The 23,797-nt window shown below is 36.4% G+C and carries 20 protein-coding genes; 15 read left to right on the top strand and 5 right to left on the bottom strand.

From position 1 onward, the window contains the following. Positions 1 to 48: 48 nt before the first annotated feature. Both A8L32_RS12235 and A8L32_RS12230 read right to left on the bottom strand, forming a co-directional pair. Positions 49 to 2,496, bottom strand: a complete 2,448-nt coding sequence (locus A8L32_RS12235; protein ID WP_075590641.1) for an outer membrane beta-barrel protein — start codon at positions 2,494 to 2,496, stop codon at positions 49 to 51. Between the two features lie 378 nt (positions 2,497 to 2,874). Beyond that, positions 2,875 to 4,890, bottom strand: coding sequence for a thioredoxin domain-containing protein (locus tag A8L32_RS12230; protein WP_075590640.1), 2,016 nt, complete (start codon positions 4,888 to 4,890; stop codon positions 2,875 to 2,877). Positions 4,891 to 5,295: 405 nt separating this feature from the next. On the opposite strand from A8L32_RS12230, the gene A8L32_RS12225 reads away from it, so the two are divergent. The 3 genes from A8L32_RS12225 (at position 5,296) to A8L32_RS12215 (ending at position 8,409) form a co-directional block, all read left to right on the top strand. Beyond that, on the top strand, positions 5,296 to 5,511 hold the full coding sequence (locus A8L32_RS12225; protein ID WP_075590639.1) for a DUF3820 family protein: 216 nt from the start codon (positions 5,296 to 5,298) through the stop codon (positions 5,509 to 5,511). Positions 5,512 to 5,666: 155 nt separating this feature from the next. Continuing rightward, positions 5,667 to 6,887, top strand: coding sequence for a phosphoserine phosphatase SerB (serB, locus tag A8L32_RS12220; RefSeq protein WP_075590638.1), 1,221 nt, complete (start codon positions 5,667 to 5,669; stop codon positions 6,885 to 6,887). 421 nt (positions 6,888 to 7,308) lie between these two features. Beyond that, positions 7,309 to 8,409: a sugar kinase gene (locus A8L32_RS12215; protein ID WP_075590637.1), complete on the top strand. Its 1,101-nt coding sequence runs from the start codon at positions 7,309 to 7,311 to the stop codon at positions 8,407 to 8,409. Positions 8,410 to 8,555: 146 nt separating this feature from the next. Here A8L32_RS12215 and A8L32_RS12210 read toward each other — a convergent pair whose 3' ends face one another. Both A8L32_RS12210 and A8L32_RS12205 read right to left on the bottom strand, forming a co-directional pair. Next, entirely contained in the window at positions 8,556 to 9,707 is a 1,152-nt protein-coding gene (locus A8L32_RS12210) for a THUMP domain-containing class I SAM-dependent RNA methyltransferase (RefSeq protein ID WP_075590636.1), read from the bottom strand. 226 nt (positions 9,708 to 9,933) lie between these two features. Further along, entirely contained in the window at positions 9,934 to 11,244 is a 1,311-nt protein-coding gene (locus tag A8L32_RS12205) for a DUF5686 and carboxypeptidase-like regulatory domain-containing protein (RefSeq protein ID WP_075590635.1), read from the bottom strand. A 772-nt stretch (positions 11,245 to 12,016) separates the two neighbouring features. Here A8L32_RS12205 and A8L32_RS12200 point away from each other — a divergent pair. Further along, positions 12,017 to 12,418 (top strand): NifB/NifX family molybdenum-iron cluster-binding protein, encoded by a 402-nt coding sequence (locus tag A8L32_RS12200; protein ID WP_143525088.1) that lies wholly within the window; start codon positions 12,017 to 12,019, stop codon positions 12,416 to 12,418. A 280-nt stretch (positions 12,419 to 12,698) separates the two neighbouring features. On the opposite strand, the gene A8L32_RS12195 is transcribed toward A8L32_RS12200, so the two are convergent. Further along, positions 12,699 to 14,306 (bottom strand): fumarate hydratase, encoded by a 1,608-nt coding sequence (locus A8L32_RS12195; protein ID WP_075590633.1) that lies wholly within the window; start codon positions 14,304 to 14,306, stop codon positions 12,699 to 12,701. A gap of 540 nt (positions 14,307 to 14,846) precedes the next feature. Here A8L32_RS12195 and A8L32_RS12190 point away from each other — a divergent pair. The 11 genes from A8L32_RS12190 (at position 14,847) to A8L32_RS12140 (ending at position 23,779) form a co-directional block, all read left to right on the top strand. Beyond that, on the top strand, positions 14,847 to 15,356 hold the full coding sequence (locus A8L32_RS12190; RefSeq protein ID WP_075590632.1) for a UpxY family transcription antiterminator: 510 nt from the start codon (positions 14,847 to 14,849) through the stop codon (positions 15,354 to 15,356). A 166-nt stretch (positions 15,357 to 15,522) separates the two neighbouring features. Further along, a complete protein-coding gene (locus A8L32_RS12185; protein WP_075590631.1) occupies positions 15,523 to 15,888 on the top strand; it encodes a four helix bundle protein in 366 nt (121 codons plus the stop codon). Positions 15,889 to 15,930: 42 nt separating this feature from the next. Further along, positions 15,931 to 16,521 carry an adenylyl-sulfate kinase gene (gene cysC / locus A8L32_RS12180; protein ID WP_075590630.1) on the top strand — a complete coding sequence of 197 codons (591 nt, stop codon included), beginning with the start codon at positions 15,931 to 15,933 and terminating at the stop codon, positions 16,519 to 16,521. Positions 16,522 to 16,659: 138 nt separating this feature from the next. Continuing rightward, a complete protein-coding gene (locus A8L32_RS12175; RefSeq protein ID WP_075590629.1) occupies positions 16,660 to 17,964 on the top strand; it encodes a nucleotide sugar dehydrogenase in 1,305 nt (434 codons plus the stop codon). Positions 17,965 to 18,299: 335 nt separating this feature from the next. Next, positions 18,300 to 18,548 carry a hypothetical protein gene (locus tag A8L32_RS12170; RefSeq protein ID WP_075590628.1) on the top strand — a complete coding sequence of 83 codons (249 nt, stop codon included), beginning with the start codon at positions 18,300 to 18,302 and terminating at the stop codon, positions 18,546 to 18,548. Then, positions 18,535 to 18,840 (top strand): type II toxin-antitoxin system RelE/ParE family toxin, encoded by a 306-nt coding sequence (locus A8L32_RS23850; protein ID WP_083631304.1) that lies wholly within the window; start codon positions 18,535 to 18,537, stop codon positions 18,838 to 18,840. The genes A8L32_RS12170 and A8L32_RS23850 overlap by 14 nt, the downstream gene beginning before the upstream one ends. 134 nt (positions 18,841 to 18,974) lie before the next feature. Beyond that, complete coding sequence (locus A8L32_RS12160) at positions 18,975 to 19,820, top strand: ABC transporter permease (RefSeq protein ID WP_075590626.1); 846 nt, start codon at positions 18,975 to 18,977, stop codon at positions 19,818 to 19,820. A 69-nt stretch (positions 19,821 to 19,889) separates the two neighbouring features. Then, on the top strand, positions 19,890 to 20,291 hold the full coding sequence (locus A8L32_RS12155; RefSeq protein ID WP_075590625.1) for a GxxExxY protein: 402 nt from the start codon (positions 19,890 to 19,892) through the stop codon (positions 20,289 to 20,291). Between the two features lie 70 nt (positions 20,292 to 20,361). Then, positions 20,362 to 21,651: an ABC transporter ATP-binding protein gene (locus A8L32_RS12150; RefSeq protein WP_075590624.1), complete on the top strand. Its 1,290-nt coding sequence runs from the start codon at positions 20,362 to 20,364 to the stop codon at positions 21,649 to 21,651. Continuing rightward, positions 21,648 to 22,628, top strand: a complete 981-nt coding sequence (locus A8L32_RS12145) for an NAD-dependent 4,6-dehydratase LegB (RefSeq protein ID WP_198931769.1) — start codon at positions 21,648 to 21,650, stop codon at positions 22,626 to 22,628. The genes A8L32_RS12150 and A8L32_RS12145 overlap by 4 nt, the downstream gene beginning before the upstream one ends. Positions 22,629 to 22,630: 2 nt before the next feature. Continuing rightward, positions 22,631 to 23,779, top strand: coding sequence for a LegC family aminotransferase (locus A8L32_RS12140; protein WP_075590622.1), 1,149 nt, complete (start codon positions 22,631 to 22,633; stop codon positions 23,777 to 23,779). Positions 23,780 to 23,797 lie beyond the last annotated feature (18 nt).

The raw sequence follows: 23,797 nt of genomic DNA, 5'->3' as shown, positions 1-23,797 counted from the left end.
TAACGGTATAATATATTACTGAATCCAGTAAAATAAAGCATGAACAATCTAATCCATCGATTCTCCATCGCTAAAACCTTCACCACCTCCACGTCTTCGTTCTGGTTTATAATTATTAAACCTGTAGGTAAATGTAAAAGTTAGAATTGGGGTATGAATTTTCTGAAAATAATGATCCTTAAAGTCGATGCCTTTGTTGGTATTTTCTCTATTGTTAGTGGCAAAAACATCGCGAAGCTCAACTACTGCGCTTAGCTTTCGCTTCATCATTTCTCTTTTAAAGGCAATATCTAAAGTATACACCGGCTCGTATACTCCTTGTGAAGTAATTCTTTTGCTATAATAACGCCAGTTACTCTGAAATTGAGCCAAGGGTCCCATTTTTATGGTTTGATTCCATTTATAATTCCAAGTCAACTGCTCTTCGTCATAATTCAGGCCTCCCCACTCTCCTTTCACTTTGTAATTGTACAAAGTTCCTGTTACGCCCATCTTCCACCATTTTACAATATTAAAGTCGATAGAAGCATCTATACCCAAAGAATAATCCTTACCTACATTTTCTGGATAACGTTCAATAATATTATCCTCATAATTTCCTTCATACACTTGCCGTACCCACTCTACTTTATTGTTTGTTACACGGTAATAGGTTTCGAATGAGAAATACGAACTACCGAACTTTTTCAGGTAATTAAGCTCATACGAATCGATATACTCTGGCTGTAAAGCACTATTACCGCGTCTTATATTATAGGCATCCTGCCAAGTATAAAAGGGTTCTAGATAGTAACTTCTCGACCTTTCTATCCTGCGCGAATAGCTACCCATTAATTCCTGATTGGAAGGTAGTTTATAAGACATATGAATAGACGGAAATAAATCTAGCTTTTCAACAATCGTTTCATCATCCCATGTTGGCTCTTCACTTCCTGTTTCAACCAAGCGAACAATTCTATTATTATACTCTCCTCTTAACCCCACCTGATAACCAAACTTGGCCACTTGATTTCCATAAGTAGCGTACAAGGCATGAATATCTTGACTAAATTCCACCTCATTTTTATACAACGGATTTTCTTCATAATCTCCCGAGCCATCTTCATCTTCCAATAATCCCGTAAAATCAGTACTTCGAGCAAAGGTACTTTGATAACCCAATTCCAATGTAGAGTTCTCTGTAAGCGGTTTTGTATAATCTAATTTGGTTTGCCAACGCCCCATGGGGCCTTTCTCAGTGCTTTCTCTACCATTAAGTGCAACTCCAGAATCATCCTTGAGCACATTACGACTATACTCATCCGCCTCTCGCCCTCGATAAGTAATTGAAGCATTTAACTCATGTCCTTTATCCGCAAATCGATGGATAAAAAAAGTATTTATAGATAAGCCATCTCCTCCTCTATAACCATCTTCATCACTTAAATAACTATTATATGGTCCTCCAATGTTATCGTACTCTTCATACTTTAAGTCTGAATAACTATTACGACCTCTATTGCCATATCCTAACTCAACATTAAAAGTATTCAGACTATCAAAGCGCATTTCCATACCCCCTTTTACATTATATCGGGTATACTTCGTTCGAATACTTCCATCGTTGGAAACAGTAAAAGTAGTAGCTTCATTATACGTTTCTCTGGTGCCATACTTTTCTCCAGAATAATCGGAAAGATTATAATCTGCACTTACAAACCACAATACCTTTTTACGCTGAAAATTAAATAGAAAATCGCTACCAAAATTATTGCTTCCAGCCTTGAGATTAATTACCCCATTGAAACCATTCATTCTATTTTTTTTGGTAATGATATTGATGATTCCAGCTGTCCCATCTGGATTATACTTGGCCGAAGGGTTAGTGATAATTTCAATATTTTCGATGGTAGATGCGGGTATTTGCTGCAGCGCTTCTGAGGGTTCCAAGACAGACGGCACACCATCTATCAACACCGAAAAACCTCCACTTCCACGCAGCTCAACGTTTCCTTCAATATCCACGGTAACAGATGGAACATTCTCTAACACATTCACCGCAGTACCCGAAAGAGAAGTAAATTGCTTACTAACGTTAATTATCTTTTTATCCAGCTTGAATTCAACAAAAGAACGTTCGGCCACCACTTCAACCTCATCAATACTTTTAGCTTCCTCACCCAACTCTATCTGACCTAAATCTACATGTCGGTTTGCTTCATTGATAATAATATTATTGATTCGTTTGGTTTTATAACCTACAAAACTAATATCTAGATAATAAGTATCGTTGGGCAATTGTTTTAATTGAAAAATACCATTAGGCTTCGTGATTACGCCGCCTTGCAGTTCATTATTTGAAGTATGGTAAATGGCGACTGTTACATATTCTAAAGGAGCACTATTTTGAAAAGCAACTACTTTTCCTTGAATCGTCCCTGATGGTTTTTCTCCATAAGCGGAAATTTCCGCACAAAAAAACACCATCACCCCCAACAATACCAATACCTTATTCATATATAGCTGTTATTTATAACTCACCCCCATAATAAAATAGAAGGCTAAAATGTAAAACTAAAGACATTCAAAAATAACAAATCCCATATATAAAGTAGCTATTGTCTCAAATAATCGTTTGTTAGTTTTTTGTGGCGGGTGATTAGCATCTTTCATATTTAAAACCTAAAAACCTAGTAGCCTATCAATTACAACCACAAAAAAACTATAACATCATGGACATATAGCTTCTTCACATGTTTGTAAAGAAAAGTTTAAGTTCAAACCTACCCGATGATAGGCAGGGCTTGTTTTTTTTTGTAAATCAATGAGTTTACTTTCGTCAATGATTATTTTCAAAATGAGCGTAATGAAAAAATTAGACTTTGGGAGTCAGCGTTAGTTAACCATCATACGTTTCAATCCTAATATAGAACGAATAGGCAGTTTGCAAGTATTATTTTTACATAAATAAAAAGCCAGCTGTTTGCTAGTTTTACCTTGTGCAATAGGAACCTGCTCACTTTCTCCTGCCACAAACACAAAAGGATTAAAATCCATTAAAAACTCATCACGAGCCTGTTCCTTGCCTTCGCCTGCAATAACAAGCTCATAATTTTCATGAATAAAAAACAGCTTTAACCGTTGCCAATTAGCATAATATTTTCCATGATCATCAATTCTTCCCGACAAGTTTTTAAGCATCTGCAATGAAGTATGATATCCTTCCTTATTCAGAAAATACTTACTTAATCTAAACAGGTTCATGGCCATTACCGAATTGGACGCAGGAATGACATTATCGGATAATTCAGACTTACGAATCATCAATGGATCATCTAAAATGGAGGTATAATAATAAAGCTGATTGTCATCGTTAAAGAAATGACACGAAGCATACTCACATAATTCATGGGCTCCTACTAACCACTGCTCATCAAAAGTAACTTGGTACAAATCAATCCAAGCATCAATCAATAGAGCATAATCATCTAAAAATGCATTGATGGTAGCTTTTTCAGCTTTTAAGCTACGCCATAATCCACCATCTTCCTGTATAGCTTTTCCTTGAATGAATTTGGAAGTTTCAATGGCATTATTTAGATATTCAGGATTTCCAGTAGCTCGATATGCATGCACCAAACCTTTGATCATGATGGCATTCCAAGCCGTTAAAATTTTATCATCTAAACCTGGGCGAACTCTTTTATTACGCGCCGCAAAAAGAATTTCTTTACCTTTTTGTAATAACTCCGATAAATCCTCTAATATCAGTCCATGGTCAAATACAAATTGCTCCAGCGAAACGGTTTGAAACAAGACATTCTTTCCAGATTCCCAATTTCCCTTCTCTGTGATATTATAAAATGCGCAAAATAACTCAGCCTCATCGCCCAATAACTCTTCAACCTCATTTTTATTCCAAACGTAGAAACGCCCTTCTTCTCCTTCGCTATCGGCATCAATAGAAGCGTAATAACCTCCTTCTGGAGATTTCAATTCCCGATTAGCAAATTCAATAGTTTCTTCAATCACTTTTTTAAACAAAGGATTCTGCGTTAGCTGAAAGGCATTGGCATATACTTCCAGCAACTGACCTTGGTCGTACAACATCTTTTCGAAATGAGGTACTTTCCAATACTCATCCACCGAATATCTTGAAAATCCTCCTCCTACATGATCATATATTCCACCCCAAGCAATACGCGAAAGCGATAGATTTACATATTGCTCAATATCCGCATTTGATTTTTTAGATAAGTATGTTAGTAAAAACTTAAACTCCACTGGCATAGGAAACTTCGGAGCTCCTTTATTTCCTCCCCAATCAAAATCAAGATTCTGTTTCCACGAGTCAACAATATTATCCATTCGTTTTGCCGTAAACAAAGCAGAATCCTTTACCAAGCCAACAAAATCCATTCGCTCAATACCTTGCTTTATTTGATCTGCTAGGTCATTTAACTTTTCGGGCGATTGAATAAAAAGTTGCTGAATTTCGTTTAATAAATTTAACCATTGGCGTTTTTGAAAATACGTACCCGCAAAAACGGGTCTGCCATCTGGTAGTGCTATAATATTTAGTGGCCAACCTCCTTTTCCAGTTGTTAGATGTGCTACATCCATAAACAATTGGTCTAAATCAGGACGTTCTTCTCTGTCTATTTTTATAGATACAAAGTGTTCATTCATTATTCCTGCGGCAAAATTATCGCTGAAACTCTCCTTCTCCATCACATGGCACCAATGACAAGCCGCATAACCAATAGAAATCACCATTAATTTATTCGATTCCTTGGCCAGCTTTAAGGCCTCTCTGCCCCACGGATACCACTTAACAGGATTATGCGCATGCATAAGTAGGTAAGGACTGGTTTCATTTAACAATGCATTTGTATATATATGTGTTGTCATTTATCTTCTTTTATAAGTATTCTGGCCTGCTTACATTTAACGTTTATCACTTCAAACCTAATTATAACAACATACCAACTCTTCTGAAAGTTTAAATTAAACGCAGTAAAATTCAAGTTTTTTCAAGTATTCATTGCTAACAACAGATAAGTTTTATAACTTTGATAGAAACGCAGAAATAATCAGAAACATCGATTTTTAAAATATCTATAGGGATGACAACCTTTGTTGGGAATCTTAACCTCCACATATGAAAGTTTGTGGAGGTTTTTTATGGCCTAAGTTTTACAGTTGTTAGTTCTCGATAAATTACTTTAAGTATCCGTTAAATATTCTACTTTCATTAAGTTTAGAATTCGGCTATAAAGTTATCTTTGCCCAACATCTAAAAAACATTACTTTTTTATGTTTGACAAAAACATACTTCTCGATTTGGTTAAAACCAGAATGCCCTATGGTAAATACAAAGGAAGGGTTATATGCGATCTGCCAGAGTTTTATTTGGCTTGGTATCATCAAAAAGGCTTCCCTGAAGGAAAAATAGGAATACTCCTAGGCACCTTATATGAGATAAAACTAAATGGTTTAGAATATTTATTGAAGGAGTTACGAAAACTGTAAAAATTCATCCTAAATTCCTGCAATTTTATATATAAGGATATGCTATCTATCATATCAATGTTAAAAAACATGAAATAAATCACTATTTAAGCTGCTTTCAACAGGGCATAAGCAATGATTTGTTACATTTGTTTACCGTAAATATTATATTAAACATGGCTAACAGAGAAATAATTCTTGTCAATATTTCTGGTGATGACAAACCAGGATTAACCTCTTCCCTTACAGAAATATTATCGCATTACAACGTTCAAATTTTAGATATCGGACAAGCAGTTATTCATGACGACCTTGGTTTAGGTATTTTATTTGAAGTACCACAAGCATACGAGTCTGCTCCTATCCTAAAGGACTTATTATTTAAGTCGTACGAGATTGGCGTTAAAATTAAATTTACGCCTATTTCTGAAGAACGCTATGCTGACTGGGTAACGCATCAAGGAAAAGAGAGATATATTATTACTCTATTAGCACGTAAAATTAACGCGGAACATTTAGCTAAAGTAACTAGGGTTATTTCTTCGCAACAGTTAAATATTGATACTATCACTCGTTTATCGGGTAGAATTGATTTAAATAGCGAACCAACGTTAAATAAAGCTGTGGTTGAATTTTCGGTACGTGGTACACCTATTGATGCCGAAATAATGAAGAGTGACTTCATGGAGCTTTCGGGCAAAATTGGTGTAGACATCGCTTTCCAAGAAGATAATATATTCCGCAGAAATCGTCGTTTAGTTTGTTTTGATATGGACTCAACTTTGATTCAGACCGAAGTAATTGACGAACTAGCTGAAAAAGCTGGCGTTGGAGCTAAAGTAAAAAAGATTACTGAAGCTGCCATGCGTGGAGAAATTGATTTTAACGAGAGTTTTATCAAGCGCGTTTCTCTATTGAAGGGACTTAACGAAAACGTAATGAAGGAAGTGGCTGATAACTTACCCATTACGGAAGGTGCTGAACGCTTGATGAGAACGTTAAATAAATATGGTTACAGAACGGCTATTCTGTCGGGAGGTTTTAACTATTTCGGAAATCACCTTAAATCTAAATTAGGTGTGGATTACGTTTTCTCCAATGAATTGGAAATTAAAAAAGGTAAACTAACCGGAAAACACGTTGGTGATATTGTAGATGGAAGCAGAAAAGCAGAATTATTAAAACTTTTAGCTTTTAAAGAAGATATTCATTTAGATCAGGTAATTGCTGTAGGTGATGGATCAAATGATTTACCTATGCTACAATTAGCTGGCTTAGGAATTGCTTTCCATGCAAAACCAAAGGTGATTGCAGGAGCTGATAATTCTATTTCTACGATTGGCCTTGATGCAATTTTATATATGCTTGGTTTTAGAGATAGAGAAATTAATTCGTAGCAAAATATTTTAAGATACAAGAAACCCCGAAAAGGGATTGTTATAAGATAAATTTTACACAAAAACCTGAAAAGCTCGCTTTTCAGGTTTTTTTATTATAAATCATACGCTCCTTACATCAACTCCAAAACACCTTTACCTTACCTCAGAAATTACCTAAACATTGATGTATAGATTAATAATAGCACTTGTTTAGTTTTTTTCTATACTTTTTTTCAAGATTATAGCTGGTCATCTAGAGAAAAACCTTCCTTTTCAGCTAGCGTCTAGTTAAAGTAAAACCGCTATACATCAAATACCACCTAATATTTCTTTAAATGAACTTGCACTTATACAATACATGTTTTAATATTGTACTCGATTTAAGGTCCGGTCTCTAGCCTTAATTATTCTATATTTTTAATTCATAAATAAATTTAAGATGGCAACATTGAATGTTAAGCCTGCATCTGAGTGTGCATACGATTGTATTTCGTTGGGAGAAGTAATGTTAAGATTGGATCCAGGTGAAGGAAGAATTAGAACAACACGTCAGTTCCGTGCTTGGGAAGGCGGTGGAGAATATAACGTATCTCGTGGCTTAAGAAGATGTTTTGGAAAGAAAACAGCTATCGTCACTGCTTTAGCGGATAACGAAGTGGGTGCATTAGTGGAAGACTTTATGTTACAAGGAGGCTTAGATACTCAATTTGTAAAGTGGATTGACTATGATGGATGTGGTCGTACCGTACGTAACGGATTAAACTTTACTGAAAGAGGATTCGGAATACGTGGTGCTAAAGGAGTTTCTGACCGTGGAAATACTGCTGCTTCGCAATTGAAACCAGGTGATATTGACTGGGAATATATTTTTGGAACATTAGGTGTACGTTGGATTCATACAGGTGGTATCTTTGCTGCTCTTTCAGAATCGGCAGCGGAAACAGTTATTGAAGCAGTTAAGATTGCTAAAAAATACGGCACTATTGTTTCTTACGATTTAAACTATCGTCCTTCTCTTTGGAAAGCGATTGGTGGAGAAGCTAAAGCGCAAGAAGTAAACCGCGAGATTGCCAAATACGTGGACGTAATGATTGGTAACGAAGAGGACTTTACAGCTTGTTTAGGTCTTGAGGTAGAAGGTAACGACGAAAACTTAAAAGAGTTGGATCTTACTGGATACAAGAGCATGATCAACAATGCCGTTAAAGAATTCCCTAACTTTAATGTGATTGCGACTACTTTACGTACAGTGAAGTCTGCAACGATTAACTCTTGGGGTGCAATCTGTTATGCAGATGGACAAATTCATGAAGCGGAACACAGAGAGGATCTTGAAATTATGGACCGTGTTGGAGGTGGAGATAGCTTTGCTTCTGGTTTAATCTATGGTTTCTTAGAGCATAACGATGGCGCAAAAGCTGTTGAATATGGAGCTGCTCACGGTGCATTAGCTATGACTACTCCGGGCGATACTACCATGGTTACCTTAGCTGAGGTAGAGAAAATCATGGGTGGCGGAAGCGCTCGTGTAGATAGATAAGAATTCAATTGATGAATCAAATAAAAAAGGTTGTTTCCTATATAGGAAACAACCTTTTTCTATTTTGTAAGTTAGTCAATTGCGATTACTCATTGTAAATTAGTCACACTCGACACTTTTAACTTTCAACTCGGTATTACAAAAAACTATCTGAACTTAATAATCTTCTTCATGGTTCCATCATAGATATTAAACTTATGATATCCGCACTCTAAACCTCCATTATATAACTTCAATTTCTCCAACGGCTTCAAACCAACATTTTTCAAGGCTTCTTTATCCGAAGTAATTACCCAGGCATCATATCCAACAAAAGTTTGCTTCAATTGATTTCCAATCATTTTATAAAAGTCCACCACATTCTTCTCTTTCATCAATCGCTCACCATAAGGAGGATTCATAATGATCATTCCTTTAGGATACAGTGGATCCAACTTTTCGTATCGCTCTACAGAAAAATTAATATCTCTATTAAACCTAAATTGTAATGCTGACTCTCTAGCAATATCAATGGCTTTTATATCGGCATCACTACCAAATATTTTTAAACGAGGATGTTCTATTTTATCTTTAGCTTCTTCAACTACCTTATTCCAAAGTGCTTCATCATACTCTTTCCACCCCATAAAGCCAAAACGCTTTTTATGCAAGTTTGGCGGATAATTACGAGCATACATAACAGCTTCCATTAAAATGGTACCTGAACCACACATGGGATCAATCAATGGCATTTTTTTATCCCAGCCCGAAAGCATTATCATACCTGCAGCCAACACTTCATTTAATGGTGCTTTATGATGCCCTGTGCGATAACCTCTCTTATGCAAGGAATCACCAGAGCTATCCATAGATATGGTTGCTTTATCTTTGGCGATATGAATAACCAAGCGTACGCTAGGATTTTCAACATCTACATTAGGTCGCTTACCCAGCTTTTCCCTAAACTGATCTACAATAGCATCTTTAGCTTTAAGGGCTACGTACAACGAGTGGGTAAAAACTTCTGAATATACCACAGGATCGATAGCTAATGTTTCGTCAACACCCATGATGGTAGACCAATCGAACTGCTGAACGCCGTCGTACAACTCCTGGTCGTTTTTAGCATTAAAATGATGGATAGGAAGCAATATCCTGATTGCAGTACGTAGGTTTAAGTTAGCCTTGTACAAAATTTCTTTATCTCCTTCAAACTCAACAGCTCTGTTTACTTCCTTAATATTCTGAGCTCCAATTCCCTTTAACTCCTCAGCCAGAACACCTTCTAGCCCATGAAATGTTTTTGCAATCAGTTTCAATGTAGTATGTCTTTAGTGTTTAATCGTCAGGTAACATCGTTCATTACCTATTTCGCTGCGAAGTTAATAAAATCATGGTTTATCTGAGCTTAAGATTTTTATTTTCTATTCTTTTAACAATCTCTTAAAACATAATTGTTCAGTTTTAAGAATAAAAACCGCTCTCAAGGCACAATACCTATAAGAACGGTTTATTGAATGTTCGGATTTAACTATGGGGGAACACCTATTTATCTTCTCTTTTCTCTAAACGCTTCTTAATCTTTTTCACCACAGACTCAATAGATGCTTCAGGTTCAATAACGTTATAGTCGCCCCAAAACTGGGGATCGTTAAAACCTTCTTGTTGATCTTGTAATATAATATTGTGCTTAATGCGATCTTTTACTCTAAACTGCTTTTCTTCTGCTTTTTTCCAATCGGTAGATACCATTTCTATAGTTGAAGTGTAGAAGGTGTTAAACACTTTCTTCTTCCAATTAATTTTAAAGGTAATCTGTCCGCGAGAATAGCTATACATGTAACGACCATCTTGTTTTCTATAATTCACCAAATAACTAGCTTCGGTAGGATACACCTCGGCACCAACAGGCTTACGTTTAATAAACATAGACGATGCTTTGTTTTTATCCTCAATATTAATGCTGTAATTGGCACTGGTAATGGCCATATCATCTACATCAATATATAATTTACCATAGAACAATGGATCTTCGATATATTCTTTTTGCTTGAAGTTTACCACGTAAATGATCTTATTATTCACCTTCGTGATATTATCTAATTTGAAATCGTAATAATCCAATTCCTCTGTAGATAAAATACTATAAGGATCTTTCATTATATCCAACATGAGCGTGGAATATGGCCCACCTTGCAATTTAAATGTTACTGTATCCATCTTGCTATAATCAGCATCCTTACGTGCTTTATACAACTTTAATCCATCCAGTTTATACCCTGAATAAGGTTGTTTATGAACATCTATAACAGCTTCGGCCAATGAAACATAGGTACGCCTTCTCTTAATAGTTTCACGATAAAAGGCAGTCATACGAACAGGATCTTGCATATAATTTTCTCGTTTCTTATAAATTACCTCTCGAATGATTTGGTGGGCATCTTTAGGCGCTACGTTCACTTCCGACAAAGAAATAGACAACAACTCCAAACGAATTTTATTATTATCTGGCTTTAAATCCGACAAAGGAATGTCCATACTTTTATACCCTAGGTAAGAAATCATTATTTTAGTGCTCACTGGCATATCCTTAGGAACCTTCAGTAAAAAACGACCTTCAGAGTTAGATACAGTGGCAATATTAGTTCCTTCAATAGTTACCGTTGAAAACACCAGAGGATCTCCTGATTTACTATCCATAATTTTACCTCTATACTGAACCGTGTTCAATGTATCTGGTAAAACATCTTCAGCAGCCCATGGTGATGCGTGCAACGAAGTTGGTATAATACCAATCATCATAAATAAAATGGTACAAACCATTAAAATGCGAAATTGATTATTTAAATTTTTCATGATGCTATATTTTAAGTTTGACTTCCTGTTTCTGTTATAAGGACAATAGTGATGAAGTTTTACCCCTACTCTATTTTTACTTTTTTTGAAAATAGGTTTGCCTAGATATTAAAAAGCCTAGAAAATGATGAGTTGAAGTAATCGTGGTATCAGCATAACACGTGGTATCGTAATCTCATTGTAGTTATTCTTTCAATTCACCATTTCAAAATTACCATTTCAAAAACCGCTACATCACCTTTGCTACCTTATACCGCACGGCAATCGCATTTATACAAATATTTAATATACCACCCTGCCTTCGGCACCCCTCTTAAAATTCAGGAGGGAAAAGTGCTACGGAGTTCTCATTTTTAAGGAGGAGTACCGCGAAGAATGAGTGGGGAGGTGGTTTTAAAATGCAACTACTTTGTGGTTGTTAATAGTATTAGAATCATAACCCGGCACTTTGTACAGAGCTATTTAGATTTAATTCTTTCAGGATTTTTGCATTAAAAACCACCAATGTTCAATGACTATTGACCTTAGTTTCTATTGCCCTACAATTTTACACTCTTAAATCTCCCCGCTACCATCTTCACACTTCCTATTTGTAAATGGCACAGCGCTTGAACCATATATCATAGGCAAATGACTAAAAACAGGTTTCAATACTGTTTTTCAACAAGATAGAATGATAGTCATCATAAGATCATCCTACATTTTTGTAGAAAACCAGAAAAAAGAACCACGATTTAGTCGTATTATTATTAACCTCTAAATAAAAGACAAGATGAAAGTATGCTTACCAATTATGGGCGAAACAAGCCTAAAAAAAGAGCTATTAGCAGGAGACTTTTACAAAGCGCAACACTATTGTATCTACGATATGAAGAATAATTCTTCATCCATATACTCACTCAATGATGCCAATAGCATTTACATGTCTATCAGTGAAATTAAAAAACTGGAGATACAAGCCATTATAACGCCCAACCTACGCCCTATGGCTGCTAAAATTTTATTCGAGAACGAAATTGAAGTCTACCAAGCAGGAGGTAATGTGGTAGATGAAAACATAGACCATTTAAAACGCGGCCTACTCAGAGATTTTACCGAGGCTATGATAGAATCGAAGAAAGACTGTTCTCCCGATGCTTGCTCGTCTTGTTCATCCTCTGGAAGTTGCAATTAAAAGAAAAAAGGGTGAAAGGACGAAAGGTACTATGGGTGAAAGATAAAAGGTTAAAACACTATCATTCATCCTAATACCTTGCATTACAAATAATCAGATATTCAGATAACATAACAAGCGTTGACTACTGTAACAATGACGATTAACCCAAACTAAGCGCCCCATATTTCTTTATACCTTTGTACCATTGTACCCTTAAACAAAAAAAACCGTACTCTCTTTCGAAAGCACGGTTCTATTATATTGTAATTTAACTATTAGCTAATAAGCAACAGCTAGTCTACTTCATATCTGCAAAGAAGTCGTTTCCTTTATCATCTACGATAATAAAAGCAGGGAAATTCTCGATACGAATTTTTCGAACCGCTTCCATTCCTAACTCTGGAAAATCAACTACTTCCACCGACTTAATACTTGTTTTAGCTAAGATAGCAGCAGGACCTCCGATAGAACCTACGTAAAAACCACCATGCTCTTTACAAGCATCGGTAACTTGTTGCGAACGGTTTCCTTTGGCTACCATAATCATAGAACCACCTTTACTTTGAAAAGGTCCTACATAAGGATCCATACGACCCGCCGTAGTTGGCCCAAAACTTCCTGAAGCCATTCCTTTAGGCGTTTTTGCAGGACCAGCGTAATATACAGGATGATTTTTCATGTACTCTGGCATTTCCTTGCCTTCATCCAACATTTTTTTGATGTTAGCATGGGCAATATCACGCGCTACAATTAAAGTACCCGATAGATTCAATCTGGTTTTAATAGGATACTTGGTTAACTCCTTTAAGATATCTTCCATCGGTTGATCCAGGTCAATATCTACCGCAGGAGCTAATTCAGGCGCTCTTTCTGGCACAAACTTAGATGGATTCTTCTCTAACTGCTCCACAAAGATTCCTTCTTCGGTAATCTTACCTTTTACGTTTCTATCTGCACTACAGCTCACGCCTAATCCAACAGGACAAGAAGCGGCGTGACGAGGCAAACGAATCACACGTACATCATGTACAAAATACTTACCGCCAAACTGCGCACCAATCTTACTCTCCTGACAAATCTTCAATACTTTTTGCTCCCACTCTAAATCGCGGAAAGCCTGTCCAGAATCATTACCTTCTGTTGGTAAATGATCTAAATATCCTGCTGAAGCTTTTTTAACAGTAGCCAAAGTAGTCTCAGCAGATGAACCTCCAATAACCAAAGCTAAATGGTATGGCGGACAAGCTGATGTTCCTAAATCCTTTAATTTATCTTCAACAAACTTAGTTAAGTTCTCCTCTGTCAAAAGACTCTTAGTTTGCTGATACAAAAATGTTTTGTTACCAGAACCACCACCTTTAGTTAAAAATAGAAACTCATACTTATTACCTTGCTCGGCATAAATATCGATTTGTGCAGGAAGGTTATTACCCGTATTTTTTTCCTGAAACATTGTTTGAGGAACTACCTGCGAATAACGTAAGTTTCTATCTTTATATGTTTCGTAAATTCCTTTTGAAAGATATTCTGCATCACAAGCACCCGTATATACATCTTCCCCTTTTTTAGCTACCACAATAGCTGTACCTGTATCCTGACAAGTAGGTAATTCACCTTCAGCAGCTACCACTTGGTTCATCAACATGGTATGTGCCACAAACTTATCATTATCAGAAGCTTCTTTATCTTCTAAAATATTGCTTAGCTTTTGTAAGTGAGCCGGACGTAAATAAAATGAAACATCACCAATCGCTTCTTTAGCCAACAATTCAAGTCCTTTAGGATCTACTTTTAGAATCTTTCTGCCATCAACATCAATGGTTGATACGTAATCTTTGGTCAATAACCTATACTCTGTAGTGTCAGCCTTAATTGGAAAAGGCTTTTGGTAGATAAACTCTGACATCTTATCTAAATATTTTATGATTAGTATTTAAAATTCTTCAATGTGGATAGAAATTATCCTTCTTGTTTTTAAGTCCGCCAAAGTTAGCAAAGAATGCCAAATGGTATCGCTTAGCAATGAATTATATTTGATGTTTTGGAACAGGGTTTCGACAATAAAAGTTGATAAAAGGAGAAGGGAAATCGGAGAACGGAGGAAGGAGTGAGCAGCTATTAGTAGGCAATCATCAGTACACAGTCATTAGCAAGCTCTGAACCACTACACACTTGCACCTTTGTACTTTTAACCTTTAACCTTTAACCTTTGTACCTTTAACTTTTGTACCTCTACCCCATCAACCCAATGATCTAAAAACCTATTAACCTACATCACCATTTACCTATACACCTGCAATCCTCAACATCACCATACCACCTCCTGCCAACCCCCTGATATTCAAACGCAACTTTTAAACCACCCAAAAACAGCGCTTTTTTAGCCTATTATTCTACTCAACTATCAAAAAATTTATACATTTGCTTGTTCGAAAATCGAAGAATTTTGAAAGAAGACACAACAACATTTACTTGGTACGCCCTTTATACCAAGTCAAGAGCTGAGAAGAAAGCAGCAGAAGGGCTCAACAAACTTGGAATAACCAATTACCTACCTATGAAAAGGGAGCTTAAACAATGGAGCGACCGCAAAAAATGGGTAGAAACACCAGCTATAAGTTCTTATATATTTGTTAAAATTACACCCGACCAATATCGCACTGTATTTGAAGTGAATGGCATCGTAGCCTATGTAGCAAACAAGGGAAATGCCTTGGCCATACCTGAGCATGAGATGCTTGCCATGCAACGTACCATCGATAATAAAATTGAATTTAATATAGAAGCCAGAAATATTAAAAAAGGAGAGCAAATTACTGTAACCTCTGGCCCGCTAAAAGGTATACAAGGCGTTGTTAATTCTGTGCAGGGGACAAAAAAACTATATCTGAATATTTCGAACATTGGTTATACTTTGGTCGTCGATTTAAACGACGCTACCATAGAAAAAACATGATTTAAACCTTGACTCCTTTTTGTCATCATAAGAGGAAGTCAATCACATATAAATACCACATACTCATCTCGTAATTGGGACTGAGGGTGGCGAAGCACTGCCTGAAGGGCAGGAAATGTTAGATATTAGGACGCTACGCTTTAGGCTCTAGAGTTAAAAAATATTCATGAGTAACTGTAATTTTGGTTTTAAAGACTTATTAGTTTGGCAAAAATCTCTGAATTTTGCAAACGAAGTAATAAAAACCACGGAATCACTAAACTCTCAGAAGAAACATTTTCGTTTAATAGAACAAATTGAAGCGTCTTCAGCTTCTGTTGCTCAAAACATTGCAGAAGGAAAAGGAAGGTATTCCCCGAAAGAATTCAAACAATTCCTCTATTATTCGAGAGGTTCATTGTACGAAACAATTACTGTTTTAAATCTATTTTATTTAAGAAATTGGATTACGAGAGAAACTCTTGTGGAATTAGAAATGAAAGCTGATGAAATTGGAAAAATGTTGAACGGCTTAATAAATAGTCTAAAATAAACATTCCTAAGAGCTAAAAACTAATCACTAACAACTAAATGTATGACTAACATCCATCCAACCAACATATACCTTAGTCGTTCTGAGAAGGAACATTACCTCCGACAAAATGCAAAAGTAGTTTGGATCACAGGTCTTTCTGGATCGGGCAAGAGTACCTTGGCAAGTGGTCTGGAAAAGAAACTGGCCGAGAAAGGTTATTTTACACAGGTGCTGGATGGAGACAATATACGTTCCGGAATCAATAAAAACCTAGGTTTTAGCAACGATGACAGAACAGAAAACATTCGTCGTATAGCAGAAGTTAACAAGTTATTCTTAAACTGTGGTATCATTACCATCAATGCTTTTGTATCGCCTACCAACGACATACGCCATATGGCCCGTGAGATCATTGGAACAGAGAACTTTATTGAAATATTTGTAGATGCCAGCTTTGATACTTGTAGCAAACGAGACCCTAAAGGTTTGTATAAAAAAGCCCTGGCAGGTGAAATAAAAAACTTTACAGGGCTAGATGCTCCCTTTGATAGACCTGATGATGCTGAGCTCACTATCGATACCGATCAGCTCACTATTGACGAAGGAATTGAAAGAGCTTTTGAATATGTAAAAGCTGCGGTGAGGTGGTAAAGGAGGCGCAGCCTCCGGTCAATAGGTAATTAGTGCGCTCCGCTTTTAGAGTTTAGCAAATAGCCTGTAAGTAAGAGCTAGTTACTAACAACTAATCCCTAATAACTAAAAACTTAAAAACATTCCTCTACTAATTTCATGAGTACTAATAACGAAAAAACAAAAATTGCCATTGTAGGATTAGGATATGTAGGGCTTCCGTTAGCGGTAGAATTTGCTAAAAAATACCGTACAATTGGACTCGACATTGACTCCAATAGAGTATCCGAACTACAAAAAGGCAATGATAGCACACTTGAAATCAGTAGTGAAGAATTAGAATCTGTTATTGATAATAAAACCAATAATAACTATCTAAAACTGACCAGCGACAGAAATTTTATTTCAGACTGCAATGTTTTTATTGTTACGGTACCTACGCCTACCGACAAAAATCATCACCCTGATTTAAGTCCGTTGATAAAAGCCAGTGAAACAGTGGGCTTAAATTTAGAAAAGGGCGATTTGGTGATTTATGAATCTACGGTTTATCCTGGTGTAACCGAAGAGGAATGTATACCAGAACTAGAGCGTGTAAGTGGCTTAAATTTTAACAGTGATTTTTTTGTTGGTTATTCTCCAGAGAGAATTAACCCAGGTGATAAAGTCAGAACATTAACAAAAATATTAAAGCTGACTTCAGGTTCAACCCCTGAAACAGCAGAAAGAGTTGACCGCTTATATAAATCGATCATCACAGCAGGAACCTTCAAAGCTTCATCTATTAAAGTAGCAGAAGCTGCTAAAGTGATCGAAAATAGTCAGCGCGATATAAACATTGCTTTTGTAAATGAGTTGGCCATCATATTTTCAAAGCTAAACATCGATACCAATGAGGTATTGGAAGCAGCTGGCACCAAGTGGAATTTCCTACCCTTCCGACCAGGTTTAGTAGGTGGACATTGCATTGGTGTAGATCCTTATTATCTGGCACAAAAAGCACAAGAAACAGGTTATTCGCCAGATATTATTTTAGCAGGCAGAAAAATGAACGATGGTATGGGCGTTTGGATCGCTTCACAAATCATCAGAAAAATGCTACTGGCTGGTCATACCATCAAAGACAGTAAAGTACTTTGTTTAGGCATTACCTTTAAAGAGAATTGTCCTGACATTAGAAATACCAAGGTGGTTGATTTAATCAATGAATTAAACTTGTTAGGGTGCAAGGTAGACATTTACGACCCACAGGCCAGTATTACGGAAGTAAACAAGGAATATCAGCTAGACTGCATCAACAATGAAAGCGACCTTAACGATAAAAGATACAATGCCATTATTCTGGCCGTAGCACATAGCGAGTTCCTAGAGATGGACCTGGAAAAATATAAAACAGATCAATCATCCATCATCTATGATATAAAAGCAGTATTACCAAAAGAAACAGTAGATTATAGACTATAGAAAATAGGAGAAAGGAACACGGAGATAGTAGACAGAAAAGTAGTAGGTAGTGGGCAGTAAACAACAACCAATCATTTTAAACCATTGTACCGTTACACAATTAAACCTTATACCTTTACACCTTTGAATTTTAACACTAAATCACAACACAACTAATAACCTAATCACAAATTAGCTAATAACCACTAATTAACCCTAAATCAAACGAATTATATCACCTTTCGGCTAATAGTAGACGCTAAAAAAAAATGGTATAATCCTCTTAATCTGTGGACAAAAACAACTGCGAAGCAACTTTTAATCGTTAAATTTATAGAAGTTAAAATTACAACAACATGAATGCTGCAGAACTCAAATTAATGATTTTCCGACAAGTTGATACGCTTGACAATAGTAGCTTAGAGGATATTTATGGGCTATTAAGTAATTACATAAATGGACAAAAAGACACCTCTGACTGGAAATTACTATCTGAAACTCAAAAAAAAGGAATCTATAAAGCCATTGATGAACTCGATGAAGGACAACATATCTTGAATGAGGATATAATAAAAAAGTATAAAAAATTACATGCGGATGAGTAAACAAATAGTTTGGTCTCCCTCTTCCGAACATGATTTTGCAGGAATACTGAATTATTTGAGTAGAAAATGGAACAATAAAGTTGCTTTACAATTTATCAACAAAACAACGTTTCTACTGAATCAAATTGCTGAAAACCCAAAACAATTTCCAGTAATATATAAATCGTTGAAAATTAGAAAGTGTGTATTAACAAAACACAACTCGCTATATTACCGAACAAATAGAAAGCACATTGAAATACTAAGAATCTACGATTCGAGGCAAGACCCACAGAAACTAACATTCAATTAGATAAACCGTTAAATCGTAGCACCTTTATACCCTGAACCCTATACCTTAAAACCATATCACAACACAACTAATAACCTAATCACAAATTAGCTATCAACCACTAATCAACATTTGAACAATTAAACACCGCAACATTGAAAGATTACGATTTAATTATACGCCCCAAAAGGCACGCATTCGACATCAACTTTAAAGAGATATGGGCTTACCGCGATTTGCTCAGCATGTTTGTAAAACGAGATATCATCACCGTATACAAACAGACCGTACTTGGCCCTATCTGGTTTATAGTGCAACCCATCATGACAACCTTAATATATATTGTTGTCTTTGGTAATATTGCTAAAATATCTACCGATGGTGTTCCGCAGCCCTTATTCTACTTAGCAGGTATCACTATCTGGAACTATTTTGCAGAGAGCTTTAACACCACCGCCAAAACATTTACCGAAAATGCCGGCATATTTGGCAAGGTATATTTCCCGCGGCTCATCATGCCTTTTGCTAAGGTCACCAGTGGCCTCATCAAATTCTTGATACAGTTTGTATTATTCTTGGCCGTTTATGCCTATTATATCATTGTGGGAGATGTTAGCGTAAACCCTAACTGGAACATCGCTTTATTACCGGTATATATCCTACTCATGGCTGCATACGGTTTGGGAGCTGGTATCATCTTTACAAGTCTTACAACTAAATACCGCGACTTAACCTTTTTATTGGCCTTTGGGGTTCAATTATTAATGTATGCCAGTCCGGTGATTTACCCGGTAAGTACCATCGAAGATCCTCGTTTACAAACCATTGCTTTATACAATCCCTTCACCCCTATACTTGAAGGTTTTAAATATGCCTTTTTAGGCGCAGGACACTTTAGCTGGCCAAACCTATTATATAGCGTTGTTGTAGCTATCGTATTACTCGTATCAGGAATAGTCATCTTCCATAAAACAGAACGTAACTTTATAGATACTGTATAGTCTGTCACCTAATTATTACTAATTTACTCGAATAAAATAATTAGCGATAATTTATTAATCGAATATGAAATGCCCGAACTTCTTAAGCAACATGATCTTTTATTCAAAAATGAATCCTATCGGATTATTGGAGCCGCAATGGAGGTTCACAAAGAACTAAAAAATGGCTTCTTGGAACCTGTATATCAAGAAGCCTTAGAAAAAGAACTTAAGCTACAAAACATACCATTTGAAAGAGAAAGTCTTATTCACATTTATTACAAGGGTGAAAAACTTGATAAATACTATAAGGCTGATTTCGTTTGCTATAATGAAATAATTATTGAACTTAAGGCATTGAGTGATTTAACATCTGCTCATGAATCTCAATTGATTAACTACCTAAAAGCAACAAATAAGAAACTAGGTGTTTTAATTAATTTTGGAAAGACCAGTTTACAATATAAGCGAATCATAAATACCTTTCATTAATTCGCGACAAATAAGACTGCGCAAGCAGCAATAAAATAAAATTCGCGTTAATTCGTGAAAATTAGATGACATGAAGACTGTAATCAAAATAGAAAACCTCAGTAAAATATACCGCCTCGGCGAAGTAGGCACAGGTACCCTCTCCCATGACCTTAACCGCTTTGTACGAATGAACATCCTCGGACAAGACGACCCCTACGCCAAGATAGGTCATGTAAACGACCGCACCCAAAAAGCCGAAAAAGGAGAACTGGTAGCCGCCTTACAAGATATAAATCTTGAGGTAAAAGAAGGTGAAGTACTGGGTATTATAGGTAAAAACGGTGCAGGTAAAAGTACCCTACTAAAACTCCTCAGCCGTGTAACCTCCCCTACTACTGGTAGTATCAAAGTAAAAGGCCGATTAGCATCCTTATTAGAGGTAGGTACAGGTTTCCATCCCGAGATGACAGGCCGCGAAAATATTTATATGAACGGTACTATTATGGGTATGCGTAAATGGGAAATAGACAAACAGCTCGACGCCATCGTTGATTTTGCTGGTGTAGCCAAATATCTAGACACCCCTACTAAACGATACTCTAGCGGTATGACGGTACGTCTGGGTTTTGCCATTGCGGCACACTTGGAGCCTGAAATACTAGTGGTGGATGAAGTATTGGCTGTTGGTGATGCTGAATTCCAGAAAAAAGCCATTGGTAAGATGCAGGATGTGAGTACCAATCAAGGTAGGACTGTGCTTTTTGTGAGTCATAATATGCCATCAATAAGAACCCTATGCCCAAACACCATATGGATGCAACAAGGCATGTTGCACAAAAGCGGAAATACTAATGACATAATTGACGAGTATCTGAAAGAACAGATTAATAGTCAAGTTGGTTCTACATCAAGCTTTCCTGAAGACAAAAGCAAACCCTTTCAAGTAGATTCTATTAGAGTATTAGATAAAACTCATCAGATACAAACATCCTTTGAATGCGATGAGGAAATAAATATTGAAATAATTTGCACTTCACGACAAGCAATACCAGGTTTATACGGTTGGTTTGATTTAACAAAAGATAACGGAACCATGGTTTTAATGTCTGATACCTATGATTTCCAACCAAATTGCATGGACTCTTTAGAACCTGGTCAATATTGTTTTCAATTAAAGATTCCACGAAGAACTATTGGGCATGGTAAGTATCTCATAACGTTATCATTTACCAGTCGTCAAAACTTTAGTGGCTTTCAAATAGACAAACATGAATACGCTTGTTCTTTTGAAGTAATAGATACAACAACTCCAAGAGGCAACAAGCGACTTGGGCACTTAAGCACATTGCTTAAATGGGAAAAAACAAAATTACTGTGAAAAAAATATTAGTTACAGGTGCTGATGGTTTTATCGGCTCACATTTAACAGAGGCTTTACTACGAAAAGGCCATAAAGTAAAAGCCCTTTCGCAATATAATTCATTTAATAATTGGGGATGGTTAGAAGATATAGATGAGAATAACAAGCTTGAGGTTGTATCCGGAGATATCCGCGATCCTCACTTTTGCAAAGAAATAACCAAAGGAGTTGATATTATTTTTCATTTGGCTGCACTTATAGCGATTCCCTACTCCTATATTGCGCCAAGTAGTTATGTTGACACCAATGTTACCGGCACACTAAATATATGTCAGGCAGCAAAAGAAAACGGTAACATTAGGGTAATTCATACTTCTACATCAGAAGTTTATGGCACTGCACAATACGTGCCTATTGATGAAAAGCACCCGAAACAAGCACAATCACCCTATTCTGCATCTAAAATTGGTGCTGATGCCATGGCCATGAGTTTCTTTAATGCATTTAATCTGCCCCTTACCATCGCTCGACCATTTAATACTTATGGTCCTCGACAGTCGGCAAGAGCAATAATACCAACTATTATTACACAAATAGCCAACGGGGTTAAAGAAATAAAACTGGGAGACTTATCTCCTACGCGTGATTTTAATTTTGTAAAAGATACTTGTAAAGGGTTTATTGCCCTAGCCGAAAACGATAAGACAATTGGAAAAGAAATTAACATTAGTTCCAATTTTGAAATATCCATGAAAGACACCCTTGATTTAATTAAAAAAATAATGAAATCGGATGTCAGGTTTATCACTGATGAACAGCGATTGCGCCCAGAAAAATCAGAAGTATTCCGACTCTGGGGCGACAATAGCCTCATAACTGAATTAACAGGTTTTACGCCCGATTATGACATAGAAAAAGGATTGAAAGAAACCTGTGACTGGTTTTGCTTACCGGCCAACCTATTGAAATATAAAGCCAATATTTATAACGTATAGTTATGGCCAACTTCAAAAAGACTATCCAATATATAAGGCAAGTATTCAACGAACCGGAAGCATTTATCCCCCTTCACGCGCCTGTATTTTCTGGTAACGAGAAAAAGTATCTCAATGAATGCATCGATACCACTTTTGTTTCAAGTGTAGGCAAATTTGTTGACCAGTTTGAAACAAAAATAGCAATCTATACCGGTTCTACAAAAGCGGTGGCCTGTGTGAATGGCACCAATGCACTACATCTTGCGTTAGTACTAAGCGGCGTTGAACAAAACCACGAAGTCATTACCCAACCACTGACCTTTATTGCTACGGCAAATGCCATTAGTTACTGTGGTGCCAAACCTGTATTTGTGGATGTGGATAAAGAAACCATGGGATTAAGTCCAGATGCCTTAAGAGCATTTCTTAACGAACATTGTGAAATAATAAATAACAACTGCATAAACAAGACAACAGGTAACACGATTAAAGCTTGTGTACCCATGCACACCTTTGGACATCCGTGTAGAATAGATGAAATAAAAACCATCTGTGAACAATTTCACATTGCTCTCATTGAAGATGCGGCAGAGAGTTTAGGCAGTTATTATAAGAGCAAACACACAGGAACCTTTGCCCCTATCGGTATACTAAGTTTTAACGGTAATAAAACCATTACTACAGGCGGTGGTGGAATGCTTCTGTTCAATGATGAAGCCCTTGCCACAAGAGCTAAACATCTTTCAACACAAGCCAAAACATCTCATCCTTGGGCATTTTTACACGATGAGATTGGTTATAACTATCGTATGCCTAATATAAATGCAGCCATTGGCTTGGCCCAATTAGAAAAGCTCAATGAAATTATAAAGGCAAAACGTAAGCTAGCCCACAAATATGCTGCTTTTTTTACTGATAACAAGATTGACTATTTTGTGGAACCCAAGGATGCACAATCGAACTATTGGTTAAACTGCCTTGTTCTAAAAAACAAAGAAGAACGTGATTCCTTTCTTGAAGAAACCAACAAAAAAGGTGTTATGACTCGCCCTGTATGGGAGTTGATAAACCGTCTGCCAATGTTTCAAAACTGTATGTGCGGTGATTTAAGTAATACAGAATGGCTTGCTGACAGAGTCGTTAATATACCGAGCAGTTCATTATTATAATGCATTAACATTACATAC

Source organism: Labilibacter marinus (genome assembly GCF_001659685.2).
In the GTDB taxonomy this organism is placed as follows: Bacteria; Bacteroidota; Bacteroidia; order Bacteroidales; family Marinilabiliaceae; genus Saccharicrinis; species Saccharicrinis marinus.
Note: the sequence above shows the minus strand (reverse complement) of the source record. Positions and strands in the feature narration are given on the sequence as shown.

Coding starts and splice junctions, on each gene's coding strand:
- A8L32_RS12235 (WP_075590641.1), bottom strand. CDS start 2,496: ATGAATAAGGTATTGGTATTGTTGGGGGTGATGGTGTTTTTTTGTGCG.
- A8L32_RS12230 (WP_075590640.1), bottom strand. CDS start 4,890: ATGACAACACATATATATACAAATGCATTGTTAAATGAAACCAGTCCT.
- A8L32_RS12225 (WP_075590639.1), top strand. CDS start 5,296: ATGTTTGACAAAAACATACTTCTCGATTTGGTTAAAACCAGAATGCCC.
- serB (WP_075590638.1), top strand. CDS start 5,667: ATGGCTAACAGAGAAATAATTCTTGTCAATATTTCTGGTGATGACAAA.
- A8L32_RS12215 (WP_075590637.1), top strand. CDS start 7,309: ATGGCAACATTGAATGTTAAGCCTGCATCTGAGTGTGCATACGATTGT.
- A8L32_RS12205 (WP_075590635.1), bottom strand. CDS start 11,244: ATGAAAAATTTAAATAATCAATTTCGCATTTTAATGGTTTGTACCATT.
- A8L32_RS12200 (WP_143525088.1), top strand. CDS start 12,017: ATGAAAGTATGCTTACCAATTATGGGCGAAACAAGCCTAAAAAAAGAG.
- A8L32_RS12195 (WP_075590633.1), bottom strand. CDS start 14,306: ATGTCAGAGTTTATCTACCAAAAGCCTTTTCCAATTAAGGCTGACACT.
- A8L32_RS12185 (WP_075590631.1), top strand. CDS start 15,523: ATGAGTAACTGTAATTTTGGTTTTAAAGACTTATTAGTTTGGCAAAAA.
- cysC (WP_075590630.1), top strand. CDS start 15,931: ATGACTAACATCCATCCAACCAACATATACCTTAGTCGTTCTGAGAAG.
- A8L32_RS12175 (WP_075590629.1), top strand. CDS start 16,660: ATGAGTACTAATAACGAAAAAACAAAAATTGCCATTGTAGGATTAGGA.
- A8L32_RS12170 (WP_075590628.1), top strand. CDS start 18,300: ATGAATGCTGCAGAACTCAAATTAATGATTTTCCGACAAGTTGATACG.
- A8L32_RS23850 (WP_083631304.1), top strand. CDS start 18,535: ATGCGGATGAGTAAACAAATAGTTTGGTCTCCCTCTTCCGAACATGAT.
- A8L32_RS12155 (WP_075590625.1), top strand. CDS start 19,890: ATGCCCGAACTTCTTAAGCAACATGATCTTTTATTCAAAAATGAATCC.
- A8L32_RS12150 (WP_075590624.1), top strand. CDS start 20,362: ATGAAGACTGTAATCAAAATAGAAAACCTCAGTAAAATATACCGCCTC.
- A8L32_RS12140 (WP_075590622.1), top strand. CDS start 22,631: ATGGCCAACTTCAAAAAGACTATCCAATATATAAGGCAAGTATTCAAC.